Source organism: Lysinibacillus sp. LK3 (assembly GCF_001043675.1).
Lineage (GTDB): Bacteria > Bacillota > Bacilli > Bacillales_A > Planococcaceae > Lysinibacillus > Lysinibacillus capsici.
Window position 1 is genome coordinate 35985 of sequence record NZ_LDUJ01000027.1, and the last position, 12750, is coordinate 48734.

The following is a 12750-nucleotide window of genomic DNA, read 5'->3' on the forward strand; positions in this document are numbered from 1 at the left end:
TTGTGAGAGGGGAGCATATATCAATATGGAGCAACAAGTAGTCATTATTACAGGTGCTGGAAGTGGTATAGGAAGAGAGACTACAAAATTGCTTGCCACTATGGGCAAAGCATTAGTTTTAGTGGATTTTGATGAAAAAAGTGGACAAGACACACTACATGCTGTTAAGGAATATCACCAACAGGCAATTTTTGTCCAAGCTGATGTTTCACAAAGCAATGATGTCAAAAAATATGTGGACGCTGCAAAAGAAACATTTGGCAGGATTGATGCTTTTATCAATAATGCAGGTGTTTTAAGCCCACCTACACTACTGGGAGATTTAGAAGAGGAAGCGTTTGATAGAATAATCTCGGTCAATCTTAAAGGGGCGTTTCTCGGCTTAAAGTATGTATTAAAAGAAATGGAGCAACAGCAATCAGGTGTCATTGTGAATACATCCTCAGCAGCTGGTATACAGGGACAACCCTATCTAGGTGGTTATGCGGCAAGTAAGCATGGTGTAATTGGATTAACTAAAACGGCAGCCATGGAATATGGACCTAAAGGGATTCGAGTGAATGCAATTTGTCCCGGTGGCGTGAGGACAAACATGACAAAGGGATTGGCATCAAGTCCAGAAGAAAATGGACCATTACGTAGATTAGCAAACCCTACTGAAATCGCAAATGTAATCGCTTTCTTAATTTCGCAGGAAGCTTCTTATGTGAATGGTGCTGTCGTCCCAATTGATGGCGGTTTAACATCGTAAAAACATTTTAAATAAGAGAGGAAGGATTTTAATGGAACATCGTATTGATTCAGAACTAAAAGAAACGTTAGCAATTTTTCCCCCATTAGATTTGGATAATGTACAAGCTACAAGAGAAGGAATGGCAGCCGTTGCTGTACCAGCCCCAATTGAAGAGCACATCATAGTAGAAAATAAAGTCATTCAAGGGCCTGATAATAATGATTCTCTTCGTCTTCGTATTTATAAGTCAAAAGAGCAAAAGGAAATATACCCAGGCCTGCTATGGATTCATGGTGGAGGCTATGTCTTAGGAGCACCAGAGGGTGATGATGTGCTTTGTCAGCGTTTTGTCAATGAAGCGAATTGTGTTGTAGTATCTGTAGACTATCGACTTGCGCCTGAACATCCTTATCCAGTTCCGCTTGAAGATTGCTATACAGCGTTAAAATGGGTAGCAGATCATGCAGATGAATTAGGGATAGATCCTACCCGTTTAGGGATTGCTGGAGCAAGCGCTGGTGGTGGGCTAACAGCTGCACTTGCACTACTTACACGCGATCGAAATTATCCGAAGCTTAGTTTCCAAATGCCGCTCTATCCAATGATTGATGATCGCAATAATACCCCATCTTCATTAGAAATTACGGGACATATGATCTGGAACCACTCACTCAATCAAAAGGGATGGGAAATGTATTTGAATGGAGAAAATGGTAGCGACAATGTACCACCATATGCTGCCGCAGCTAGAGCGGATGATTTATCAGGTTTACCATTTACTTATACATGTGTTGGTCAACTTGATCCGTTTCGTGATGAGACTTTACAATATGTAACCAAGCTATGTCAGGCTGGAGTAGATGTTGAATTCCACTTATACCCAGGCTGCTATCATGGCTTTGAGAGTATTGTTCCTACAGCCGCAGTCAGTCAAAGAGCTGTCACAGAGTATGTAGAAGCTGCTAAATATGTGTTACATCGAAATATTTCAGTGCCTTTATAAAAAATTTACGAAAATCCCGAAACCATAATCTACTCAGGTTTCGGGATTTTTTAGTTCAGCAAAATGATCTCTTAGCTAGTTTGTAATATCGTCTTTTAGGTTAAACTTTTATCGAGTGAAAGGAGGAGAAGATAAATTGTTACAATTTGATTCAAAAATCGTTGGAAAAGAGATAGGATTTGGCTATTTACGAGATAAAATTGCCGATCGGGGTTTCACGATCGGCGGGAATTGGGAGTACTATAAAGGTAGCTTTGACTCGGTTTTATGGAAAGAGGCAGGAGAAACTATTTATTTACGTGTCCCTTTTATCGTCACATCAGGAGAGCTTGATAATGAAGATGCTCAAATTCGTTTTCAAAAGCCATTTGTCATTAAGCATGTTGAGAATATTGGTCTAGATTATGATGAGGGCTCCTTACTAGATGCAACTGGTGTTAGTCAATTTCAAACTCCGCTTGATAAAGATGGATACATTCATGATAAAAGTAGATGGATTCAAGCAGGTGAACAAGCTGTGGAAGAAAAAGTACTACCATTTTTCATTCATTAGTTAGATAAATTTAAATAGCTGCTGCAAGAAATTATATGTCTTTTATCCTTATTATTTTGGGAACATATAATCAAAAATATAAATAGAATTGTCGTAAGAATTTTCCAACATTATAATGATATTAGCACGTACTACTATATGAGGTGAGTTTATGGATAAAATAGCTATAGATGATTTTCAGCATTCCTATCAGAAATTGCACCAAGAACGACTCATCCATCGTAAAGAAGCCTTTCTAGAGGTGTTAGAGAAAACAAGAACATTTGGTGAAATAATCCTGTTTGAAAGTATAAAAAGTAAAAGAGGCGTCTAGGTGGCGTCTCTTTCTATTTTTCATAAATGAGAGGATGATTAATCATGAGACGTTACATACCTTTAATACTGCTAACGATGATTCTATGTGTTGCTTGTACGTCAACGAAGGATAATAACGATAATAGGTTAGAAAGTGAGGAAAATCACGCTATAGATGCCATGAATTCCTCTATCGAAATAATAGCAGATCAATTGCAGACACCTTGGTCGATTCAAAAAAGTGGAGATGTCTTTTATATAGCAGAAAGGCCAGGAAGTATTGTAAAGATTGCGGAAGGGGGCGTTGATAGGCAGCAGATTATCCTGAAAAAGGAGCTATCAACTGCTCCAGAAGCTGGTATGTTGGGATTTGTGTTAGCACCTAATTTTCCTACTAGTCAAGTTGCCTATGCGTATTATACGTATGTCGAGGAAGAGGAACAATTTAATCGAATTGTTACGTTAACGTTTAACGATAATAAATGGCTCGAACAGAATCTTATTATGGATCGAATAAAGAGTGGTACATACCATCATGGGGGACGTTTGAAAATAGGTCCTGACGGCAAGCTGTATGCAACGGTAGGAGATGCAACACAACCTTCTTTAGCACAGGATGTGGAAGCTTTAGAAGGGAAAATTTTGCGCATCAATTTGGATGGCACCATACCGAATGATAATCCTTTTCCTCAATCCTATATATACAGCTATGGACATCGAAATCCACAAGGCTTAACATGGTCTAATGATGGTACGATGTATGCCAGTGAGCATGGCAATGCAGGAAATGATGAAATTAATATCATTGAGAAGGGGAAGAATTATGGCTGGCCTCTTATTGAAGGAATGGAGAAAGAGCAGGGGATGATAACACCTCTTTTTACATCCGGTTCTTCTAACACATGGGCACCATCAGGCATTGCTATTGTAAATGATCAATTATATGTCGCTGCCTTAAGAGGCACAGCAGTCCTAGCTTTTGATATAAATAAGAACAAACACAATGAATTACTATCAGAATTTGGTAGAATTCGTGATGTCTTTGTGGATGAAAAATTTCTTTATTTTATTAGCAATAATACAGATGGTCGTGGAAATCCGCAACCTCAGGATGATAAACTATATCGAACGCCATTGTGATATAATATTTGAGAAAACATGGAATGGTAGGATGAATGGGGAGGACAAACATGGCAAACTATCTTAAGATCGCAGTAGCAATTGATTTCTCAGAACAATCATTAAAAGCATTGGAGCGAGCTAGTCAATTAGCAAAGGAACACAATGCTATTTTGCAATTGGTGAATGTCATTGATACAAAATCGTTTGGAGCAGTTTCAGCATATGACTTAAAATATGCCGAGGAATTGAAGAAGGAAAACATTCTTAAAATGGAAAAGCTAGAAAAAGAGGCATTACAGACAGGAGTCAAAGAGGTCGAATCCATTGTAGAAACAGGTTCACCAAAAGGCATTTTAACACAGTTACCTCAGGTTGATTTAATTGTTTGCGGTGCAACTGGATTAAATCGTATGGAGAAAATGATGTTAGGCTCTGTGGCAGAGAAAGTCGTACGTCATGCGCTTTGTGATGTGTTGATTGTTCGTTAGTTGTTAAAATAGTTGAGAGTAAAAGAACCTGCTTGTGCTAGTAGACAAGCAGGCTCTTTTTTTATTGGAATGTTTGAGCGTTATCAATAATGCTTTGAGGTATATCGATTGTTTTTAGATGATTAAATTCAGTATACGTAACGACTGATTTTGTATTCATTAACAATTCGTCACCTTCTACGGCCATTTTTAAGTCAAAATTCATATCCATTTTGTTCGTATCGAAAGTCTCTTTATCGATGTGTAGTACGTAGTTAATTTTTTCAATTGATAGTTGATCCATTGGATTTTCTTCTAGACCCATTTCTTGCATAGACTTATTAATCTCAGAATCGATTAGTTCTTTAAATTTATCGCCTTTGGCATCTAATGTAAGGACGTATTCATCATCCGTTTGTTCAAATGTAAAGTCCTTAATGAATTTTTTCAATTGTTCTAGCTGTTCCTTTGCATCAGCAGAAGCCGCCGTTTGATCTAATATAGCATCAAAGTTCTCATCAGGGAGCTTTAACCAGCTATCTGTTGTCGAATCCTTCATAAATAAGCCTGCATCTTTTTTCATATACATTTCAATTGGCATGTCCATTGTTTCTTTACCTTCATTCATCATATCAGGCATTGTCATAGATCCTGATAAATGCATTGCAAGTGGATCAACGATGATATCCATCTCCATTTTGGAGTCGATTGAAAACTCCATTGCTTCTTCACCAGACCCAACCTTTGTCACCTGTGTCATATCCATTTTAGCACTTGCACTTTGAATATCAGCCTGGCGATCTACTGCTTTGTCATACACTTGTTCTAAAGTGAGTTTGCTTTTATTAGTTGTGTCTTTCGTAGGCGTAGCGCTTGAATTACAAGCGGCAAGTGTCAACGCTAGTGTTCCGACTGCTAATACTTTAAAAATTTTCTTCATTACTTTCATCTCCTATTCTTGGTAAAAAACACTATCTACTACTATACGCACTAAAAAAGGAAAAGTTTCATAAATTGTTAGAAAAGAACTACTTTTTTATTAAAAAAATAACATTACTCCTACTTTTGTAATCTTTAAACGCGATAATTACCAAATGAATAGGGATAAAACAAAAAAGCTGTCATGAACTTATCGTACAAGGACGATAAGTACAGACAGCCTTTTGCTTACACCATAGTGTAATGGATCAATTATAACCCCAGATCATAGCAAATAATGTACCAATGATTGTCACAACACCTACGAATACTGAGTATAAAATTGTTGTATATAACGTTTTTTTATCTTCAGATTCACCGATGTGCATGAATAATACTAATTGTACAGTTGCCTGTGCAAGAGCAGTTACTAGTAAAATTCCAAATGCCATATTAAGAGACATATCAAATTTTACAACTGCTAAAGCTACGATTGTTAGTAATAGTGAGAAGCCGAAGCCCATCACATGTTGTTTTGGGAATAATTCCTTCATCAGCTAATCAGTCCTTTCAAGTAGACGAAGCTGAAGATGAAAATCCAAACAACGTCTAGGAAATGCCAGTACAGTGAGAAGATAAACGCTTTATTAGCCGTTTGTGGGTTTAAGCCACGTTTCGCTACTTGGATTAAAATAGCTACGCCCCAGAAGAAACCAAATGTTACGTGGGCACCGTGCGTTCCAAGTAAAGTCATTAATGACGATAAGAATGCGCTTGTTTGAATCGTCGCACCTTCGTGTACATATGTGACAAATTCATCAATCTCAATAGCTAAGAAGCCAAGGCCTAGTAATAGAGTGATGATAAAGAATGTCATCATCGCTTTTTTACGACCAATACGCATTGCATGAACACCAAGACCAATTGTGAAACTACTTGTTAATAATAAGAATGTTTCCCATAGAACGGGCGTTAATTCGAAAATCTCGGCACCATCTGGTCCACTACCTGTACGTGTATGAAGTGTGAAATACACAGTAAATAAAGTGGCAAATAACACGATTTCGGCGCCAAGGAAAATCCAAAAACCAAAGATTTTTAGACGGTTTTCCTCTGTACTATATTCTAATGGAAGTGAAGAATCGATTTTCATATTATTTATCACCTCTCAAGCTTTTCTCAGTTGCCATTACTTCCTCAACTGAAATGTAACGACCATGATCTTTTTCAAATGAACGATGGATCATGAAGCCAAATACACCAAGCATACTGATGATGGCTGGAATCCATAAATTAAATACAGCGAAGAATGCTGCAAGGAAGAAGAATCCACTCATCCAGAATGGTGTGCCTGTATTATTTGGCATGTGAATTTTTTCGATTGTACCTGCCGTAATATCGCGACCTTCTTTTTTCGCGAACCAGAACTCATCTAAGCGAGTAACGGTAGGCACTACGGCAAAGTTATATTCTGGTACTGGAGAATGAGTAGCCCACTCAAGTGTACGACCATCCCAAACATCTGCCTTTTCATTACGAGGCATATGCTTCCAGCTATAGTAAATATTGTAGACGATTAATGCAAAGCCGACTGCAAGTCCTAGAGCACCAACGAACGATAACATGTTCAATGGACCATAACCAGTAGACTCAGAATAAGTGTACATACGACGAGCATATCCATCTAAACCTAAAATGAATAGTGGGAAGAACGTTACGTTGAAGCTGATGGCAATGAACCAGAAACCAGCTTTCCCTAATTTTTCATTTAGACGGAAACCGAACATTTTTGGCCACCAGTAGTGGTAACCTGCAAGGACACCAAATACTGTACCTGGAATTAATACATAGTGGAAGTGGGCAACTAAGAACATCGTATTATGATATTGGTAGTCAGCACTTGCCATCGCTAGCATTACCCCTGTAACCCCACCAATTGTGAAGATAGGAATAAAGCCAAGTGCATAAAGCATCGGTGTTGTAAATTGAATTTTCCCGTGCCTCATTGTGAGTAGCCAGTTGAATATTTTAACCCCAGTAGGAACGGCGATTGCCATTGTTGTAATAGAGAAAACACTGTTTACCATTACACCATGACCCATTGTATAGAAGTGGTGGGCCCAAACTACGAATGATAGTAGGGAAATGACCACCATACTCATCACCATTGATTTGTAACCGTATAAGTTTTTACGTGCGAATGTTGCAATGATTTCTGAGAAAATACCGAAAGCAGGTAGGATAACGATATAAACCTCAGGATGTCCCCAAACCCAGAAAAGGTTGGCCCAAAGCATATCCATACCACCGTCTTGCATCGCAAAGAATTTTGTGCCGAATTGACGGTCAAACATCATAAGAGCAAGCGCTACAGTTAATACTGGGAACGCGAATACGATAATAATGTTTGTAATTAAAATTGACCAAGAAAACATTGGCATTTTCATTAATGTCATACCAGGAGCACGCATTTTAATGATCGTCGTGATAAAGTTAACACCTGTCATTAAAGTACCAATACCTGATAATTGAAGGGCTAAAGAATAATAGTTATTCCCTACAGTCGGACTAAAATCCGTACTTGCAAGAGGGAAGTAGGCTGTCCAACCAGCGTCTGGTGAACCACCGATAATGAATGATAAGTTTAATAAACCAGCACCTGCTGCAAATAGCCAGAAGCTGACAGCGTTTAGACGTGGGAAAGCAACGTCACGTGCACCGATTTGAAGTGGAATGACAATGTTCATTAAGCCGATAACAAATGGCATCGCCATAAATAGAATCATTAATAAACCGTGTGTTGTGAAAATTTCATTATAGTGTTGTGCATCAAGAAGTCCGTTATCTGGAACGGCTGTTTGTGCACGCATTAATAGTGCATCGATACCACCGCGGAATAGCATTAATAAAGCTACTGCGATATACATAATCCCGATTTTTTTATGGTCAACAGTTGATAGCCAGTTTTTGTAGAAATAGCCCCATTTTTTGAAATAAGTAAGGCCTGCTACGATAACCACTGCACCAACTACGATACTAATAGCTGCCGCTAAAATCATCGGTTCTTGCATTGGATGGAATAATTCTTCCATACTCATTGGATGCGCTCCTTTCAGAATTAAAAATTAATGTCTCGATTCGTTCAACGATAAAATCAAATTAATGACCAGAATGTTCATTATTCATGTCTTCTTCAGACATGTCCCCATGATCCATTTCATCCATATTCATGTGTTTACCATGTTCCATTGGAGCTGGTCTAAAGTCTAAGTGTGTAGATGAGAAGCTTTGGCGCCCAACATGTTCTGCCTCTAAAAGCTCATCAAATTTTTCTTCTGTTAATGGTGCCTCTTTCGATTTAACATCAGCAACCCATTTATCGAAGTCTTCTTGTGTCATAGATTGTGCTTCAAATTCCATTTCTGCAAAGCCACGTCCATTAAAGTTAGAGTTACGTCCCATAAATGAACCAACTTCATCTGCTGCAAGGTGAATTGTTGTTAACATATCACTCATAGCATATTTTTGACCTGCTAATTGAGGAATCCAGAAACTTGTAATTGGACCAAATGAGTAAAGCTTAAATTCGATTGGACGATCCACCGGAATGTTTACATAGTTAACTGTTTCAACACCTTCTTCTGGATAACTAAAGTGCCATTTCCAGTTTGATGATGATGCATAAATCACTAAAGGCTCCTTATCGTCATAACCTGCTGGTTGAGCTTCTACTGTAGATGTTGTTCTTACTGTCACTACAGCTAAAAATGCTACGATAATAATTGGAATTACTGTCCATGTAATTTCAAGCAGATGACTTCCTTCTTCATGAGGAGGCTCATAATCTGCAGCTGCTTTTGATGCACGATATTTTGTAAGCATAAAGGCTAAAAGCACATACACGACTAGCAATATAAAGGCCATTGTAATAATGGATAAGATAATTGTGTTTGATAATGTTTCAGCATTAGGTCCTTTTGGATTGAACACTGTTAATGGTTCACATCCAGCAAGAAGAGCAATCGCACTCAATGCTACTAACATTAAACTTAATTTTTTCTTCATGTTTGACTCCTTTCTATAGAACGGCTATTCATAAAATTCATGTGTTTTTTGTCAGTGTCACATTTACAAATAGTTGATACTGAGGTCACCTCTTTTATCTTGGCGTATCAATCAACAACTTAAGAAATTACAATGGCATGGTTCAATATGAAACATAAAATCTAGTGTTGATTGATCTGATGCAAGCGTTAGCAAAATCAATGATTTGCGCAATCGTTTAAATACATACTTGGTTAACTACGATTGTCACAATCTCTCGTTGTTTGCACATTGGATTATACGCCCTGTTTTTAAGAAAAAACATAATTTTGTTATGAAAATGATAGTATAGCGGTATTGAATTTGAACATTTTTTGAACAAAAATCGTTATTTTAGTATTGGTATTTATAGGTTTTATTTATTAAACACTGTGTAAACGTTGAAAATACTGCATTCCTGATGTTTACCTAAGTAAATAATTTAAAATGTGAAAAATGGTATTTCACATTTTAGACGCTGTTTTGTAATAAAATCATTGTCATACCAGACCTATTGGGATTTTTTATTTGCCTTTTATCCAAAAAAGGAGTAGATGCAATGACGTTTTATGGAAACAATAGGTTGAATTTTCAATGAAAGGAATGAGCGAGGAGGGAATAAATGGAGTGAAATATTAATTATGTTAATATAATAATAGGTTTTCTTTAATATCCATATTTTTACTTCATTTGTTTTATTTGAAAAGTAAAAAGCAAACTAAGCCAGTTCTTAGTTTGCTAGTATTTTAGAAAAAATTTATGTTATCAAGAATTAAGCGGTGTAATTCAGCATTTTTAAAATTACCTGTCAATCACCAAGCTTCAGCCATTTGGCTACTTGTCCATAAATCGTATTTTGAAGCTGTGGAGCTTTATTATTCATTTTCAAAGAAAAATACAGTGTTTTCATAAAGTTTAAGGTACAAGTTCTTCCACTAAAGAAGAGCTCATTATAACCTTGTGTCATTAAATGCATTTCAAATTTATCAAAAGCCTGCTCAACAAATTCGATCAGTGCTTCCTCTGAGTAATTTTGAAGCAATAATGCATCCACTATATTAATTAAACGTTCCTCTTCATCGTTAACAAAGACTGTTTCTTTCCAAGTGACAAGTTTTAATGCATGTAAAATGGATGGTGCATACTGTAAATCGAATTTTGGATGTTTTATTGTTGTTGTAGCTAAATCTGCACCATGTGCAATACTGTGTGCCCATCCTTTTCCCTGAACATATCCTCTCATATCCTGTTCTAATAACAAATAACGGCCAATTTTTTTAAAGAACACTTGTAGGTCTTCATCTCTTAAAACAAGTAATTCAGCGTCCTTTGCAAGAAGACCTGCAACTAGTAAAGCAGAAAAAGAACGAGTAAAGACACTATCCTCTGTTTTATCTCCGATATGTAAATATAAAAAATCCTCACCTGTAACTGTATCAAACAAATATTGAATTTGTTGAGAACTCAATAAATTATCACTTAGTAAATCAACAAAGGTGCGATAAATGAGCTGGTCTCGTAATTCGGCATCAACTGAGCCAATATGGGCTAACATATCCTGTAATAGCCAATCACTATGTTCGAACATAAATGTCTGACGCTCAGACAGTGTCATTGTAGAAAAAGACTGTAATGATTCTTTAATATCCATGTAAAAAAGCCCCCAACTTATTTTTGTATTTTATATTATAGCGCCATTTCATTTCGAAGGGATAAATTTGAAACCTTCATTTTAATCAAGCACAGTTAGAATGTCCTCTTTAAAACATAATTTTTACAATATTATTTCCAGAAACTATAGAAAGTTGTTATGATAGAAACGCAATAAAATGGTAAAACTAAAATGTGAACAATAAAAAAGACATACCTATTTAAGTATGTCTTTGTCTAGCTAAATAATGACTGCTGATTTAATGCCAATTGGCCATTCAGTGAGCGTGTGTTGATTTGTCTTTAACTCGACAAGAATATTGGCATTTTTGATTGCATCAATGAGCCATTCACTATAGTGACGATTTGGTTCAGGATGTTGTAAAATCTGATGCATATCTTTTTTATCAACATGTAGCAGCTTGTAGTTACATTCAATGTTTACTTTTTGAGGAATAATGGAAAGAGACTCGTTTTGATGACCAAGTGCAATAGATCCAGGAATACACCCTTGAATTTTTAAAATATAGGTGCTGGCTTCTTGTGTGTAGACATCTATTTTGGTGCGTGTTAAAAGTTCAAATTCTATCGGCTTATCTTGAAAAGGGCCGTCCGTTGTAGAAATTGAAATGACTTTAATCGATAATGCCTCGAATGCAGATGAGATACAATGATCAAATTCTGTAATTGTATCAAGTAATTGCATGGATTCCACTCCTTGTTAAGAACTTGATTTTCTTGATGCAGACAACAAAGGGGAAGCGTCTGCGAATTATTGTGATAAATTTTAGACTATTCTAATTATAATACAATTTATTACAAAATATGAATGCAAAAGCAATAATTTTTTGTTAAAAACAAGAAACTTGTGGATTTTTTTAGTAAATAGCAGAAATGAAAAATTAGAACAATGAGGTGAGAAAAATGACAAAAAGAAAGCGTCATGTCATTAAACATGACAATGTTGTTGTTTTTCCGGGCGCTGTCCAAACTTTAATACGTGAAGGACATATGTTTGCTGAAAATTTTCAGTATGAAAAAGCGGTGGCAAGCTTTGAAAAGGCATTTGTGTACGAAGCTGGAGATGAATTTGCTCTTAGTGCCTATGCTTTCGCTTTGTATGAATTAAAGGACTATAGCAAGACAAAGGATGTTTGTGAGCAATTATTTTCAATGGGTACGTCATTTTATGTAGAAATCATGGAATTGTACATTACCGTATGCATGCAGTTAAAAGAATACCATCAAGTAGAGTCATTAATTTCAACGCTACTTGAAGAAAATGTTTTGCCTCAGGATCAAATTGAAAAATTTGAACGCTTAAAAAATTTGAATAGTGAAGTGTCTAAGAATCTAGAAAAAAAAGAAAATGCACAACGTTTAATAGAAGAACAAGAATATGACCTTGAGAAATTTAGGGCACTTAGTCCAAATGAGCAATCCATTCGCTTACATCGACTTATGGATACAAATGTAAGACAATTAAAAGAGCCGTTGAAAGAGATTATTGAATGTTCCACGATCCATCCGTTTGTCCAGAGTCTAGCACTTATATTATTAGTAGAACAAGAAGTAGCTATCAATGTTACAGTAGCCAAATTCAATCAAACCAAAGTTGTTAATCCTACTGAATTAGTATTGCCTAACCAGCTACCGCAGTATGGAGAAATAAAAAATATACTAGAAGTGAAGCTAGAACAAGACCCATCGACTTTGGAAATGGTACAATATTTAATGGCAAAGCATGCCATTGTAACGTATCCATTTGAATGGCACCCGTTCGAAGCAGATGATGTTGCCTATAGTTATATTGATTTTGTCTTAGCGATGCTTGGAAATGTACAAGAAATGGACTATGAAATCATTGACTTTTTACAAATGTTAGAAAAGCTAACAGAACTACATTAGGTATGAAATAAGTTGAAAC

Annotated in this window: 14 protein-coding genes; 7 read left to right on the forward strand and 7 right to left on the reverse strand. The window is 36.4% G+C overall.

Annotated features, from left to right (window positions below):
- The first annotated feature begins 19 nt into the window (after positions 1-19).
- The 6 genes from VK91_RS19030 to VK91_RS19050 all read left to right on the forward strand — a co-directional run bounded on the left by VK91_RS19030 (position 20) and on the right by VK91_RS19050 (position 4193).
- Positions 20-751 carry an SDR family NAD(P)-dependent oxidoreductase gene (locus VK91_RS19030; protein WP_048395097.1) on the forward strand — a complete coding sequence of 244 codons (732 nt, stop codon included), beginning with the start codon at positions 20-22 and terminating at the stop codon, positions 749-751.
- 31 nt (positions 752-782) lie between these two features.
- On the forward strand, positions 783-1736 hold the full coding sequence (locus tag VK91_RS19035) for an alpha/beta hydrolase (protein ID WP_048395099.1): 954 nt from the start codon (positions 783-785) through the stop codon (positions 1734-1736).
- A gap of 136 nt (positions 1737-1872) precedes the next feature.
- The gene (locus VK91_RS19040; protein ID WP_048395101.1) at positions 1873-2289 is read left to right on the forward strand and encodes a YugN family protein; all 417 of its coding nucleotides are present in this window, start codon (positions 1873-1875) and stop codon (positions 2287-2289) included.
- A gap of 151 nt (positions 2290-2440) precedes the next feature.
- Positions 2441-2602, forward strand: a complete 162-nt coding sequence (locus VK91_RS22975) for a hypothetical protein (protein ID WP_167444838.1) — start codon at positions 2441-2443, stop codon at positions 2600-2602.
- Positions 2603-2646: 44 nt separating this feature from the next.
- On the forward strand, positions 2647-3723 hold the full coding sequence (locus VK91_RS19045) for a sorbosone dehydrogenase family protein (RefSeq protein WP_048395103.1): 1077 nt from the start codon (positions 2647-2649) through the stop codon (positions 3721-3723).
- Between the two features lie 50 nt (positions 3724-3773).
- Complete coding sequence (locus VK91_RS19050; RefSeq protein ID WP_048395104.1) at positions 3774-4193, forward strand: universal stress protein; 420 nt, start codon at positions 3774-3776, stop codon at positions 4191-4193.
- Positions 4194-4254: 61 nt separating this feature from the next.
- Here VK91_RS19050 and VK91_RS19055 read toward each other — a convergent pair whose 3' ends face one another.
- From VK91_RS19055 to VK91_RS19085, 7 genes are all read right to left on the reverse strand, one after another.
- The gene (locus VK91_RS19055; RefSeq protein ID WP_048395106.1) at positions 4255-5112 is read right to left on the reverse strand and encodes a DUF6612 family protein; all 858 of its coding nucleotides are present in this window, start codon (positions 5110-5112) and stop codon (positions 4255-4257) included.
- A 247-nt stretch (positions 5113-5359) separates the two neighbouring features.
- Positions 5360-5644 (reverse strand): cytochrome aa3 quinol oxidase subunit IV, encoded by a 285-nt coding sequence (qoxD, locus tag VK91_RS19060; RefSeq protein ID WP_004226585.1) that lies wholly within the window; start codon positions 5642-5644, stop codon positions 5360-5362.
- Positions 5644-6243: a cytochrome aa3 quinol oxidase subunit III gene (qoxC, locus tag VK91_RS19065; RefSeq protein ID WP_016991860.1), complete on the reverse strand. Its 600-nt coding sequence runs from the start codon at positions 6241-6243 to the stop codon at positions 5644-5646. The genes qoxD and qoxC overlap by 1 nt, the downstream gene beginning before the upstream one ends.
- 1 nt (position 6244) lies before the next feature.
- Positions 6245-8188, reverse strand: a complete 1944-nt coding sequence (gene qoxB / locus VK91_RS19070) for a cytochrome aa3 quinol oxidase subunit I (protein WP_048395108.1) — start codon at positions 8186-8188, stop codon at positions 6245-6247.
- Positions 8189-8249: 61 nt separating this feature from the next.
- On the reverse strand, positions 8250-9155 hold the full coding sequence (qoxA, locus tag VK91_RS19075) for a cytochrome aa3 quinol oxidase subunit II (protein ID WP_048395109.1): 906 nt from the start codon (positions 9153-9155) through the stop codon (positions 8250-8252).
- Between the two features lie 826 nt (positions 9156-9981).
- Complete coding sequence (locus VK91_RS19080; protein WP_048395111.1) at positions 9982-10824, reverse strand: DUF2785 domain-containing protein; 843 nt, start codon at positions 10822-10824, stop codon at positions 9982-9984.
- Positions 10825-11064: 240 nt separating this feature from the next.
- Positions 11065-11529 carry a hypothetical protein gene (locus tag VK91_RS19085; RefSeq protein WP_048395112.1) on the reverse strand — a complete coding sequence of 155 codons (465 nt, stop codon included), beginning with the start codon at positions 11527-11529 and terminating at the stop codon, positions 11065-11067.
- Positions 11530-11747: 218 nt separating this feature from the next.
- On the opposite strand from VK91_RS19085, the gene VK91_RS19090 reads away from it, so the two are divergent.
- A complete protein-coding gene (locus VK91_RS19090) occupies positions 11748-12731 on the forward strand; it encodes a hypothetical protein (RefSeq protein WP_048395114.1) in 984 nt (327 codons plus the stop codon).
- The last annotated feature ends 19 nt before the right edge of the window (positions 12732-12750 follow it).

Bases quoted from the DNA above. Each gene is read 5' to 3' on its own strand.
- VK91_RS19035 (WP_048395099.1), top strand. From the start codon at position 783: ATGGAACATCGTATTGATTCAGAACTAAAAGAAACGTTAGCAATTTTT.
- VK91_RS22975 (WP_167444838.1), top strand. From the start codon at position 2,441: ATGGATAAAATAGCTATAGATGATTTTCAGCATTCCTATCAGAAATTG.
- VK91_RS19045 (WP_048395103.1), top strand. From the start codon at position 2,647: ATGAGACGTTACATACCTTTAATACTGCTAACGATGATTCTATGTGTT.
- VK91_RS19050 (WP_048395104.1), top strand. From the start codon at position 3,774: ATGGCAAACTATCTTAAGATCGCAGTAGCAATTGATTTCTCAGAACAA.
- VK91_RS19055 (WP_048395106.1), bottom strand. From the start codon at position 5,112: ATGAAGAAAATTTTTAAAGTATTAGCAGTCGGAACACTAGCGTTGACA.
- qoxD (WP_004226585.1), bottom strand. From the start codon at position 5,644: ATGAAGGAATTATTCCCAAAACAACATGTGATGGGCTTCGGCTTCTCA.
- qoxC (WP_016991860.1), bottom strand. From the start codon at position 6,243: ATGAAAATCGATTCTTCACTTCCATTAGAATATAGTACAGAGGAAAAC.
- qoxB (WP_048395108.1), bottom strand. From the start codon at position 8,188: ATGAGTATGGAAGAATTATTCCATCCAATGCAAGAACCGATGATTTTA.
- qoxA (WP_048395109.1), bottom strand. From the start codon at position 9,155: ATGAAGAAAAAATTAAGTTTAATGTTAGTAGCATTGAGTGCGATTGCT.
- VK91_RS19080 (WP_048395111.1), bottom strand. From the start codon at position 10,824: ATGGATATTAAAGAATCATTACAGTCTTTTTCTACAATGACACTGTCT.
- VK91_RS19085 (WP_048395112.1), bottom strand. From the start codon at position 11,529: ATGCAATTACTTGATACAATTACAGAATTTGATCATTGTATCTCATCT.
- VK91_RS19090 (WP_048395114.1), top strand. From the start codon at position 11,748: ATGACAAAAAGAAAGCGTCATGTCATTAAACATGACAATGTTGTTGTT.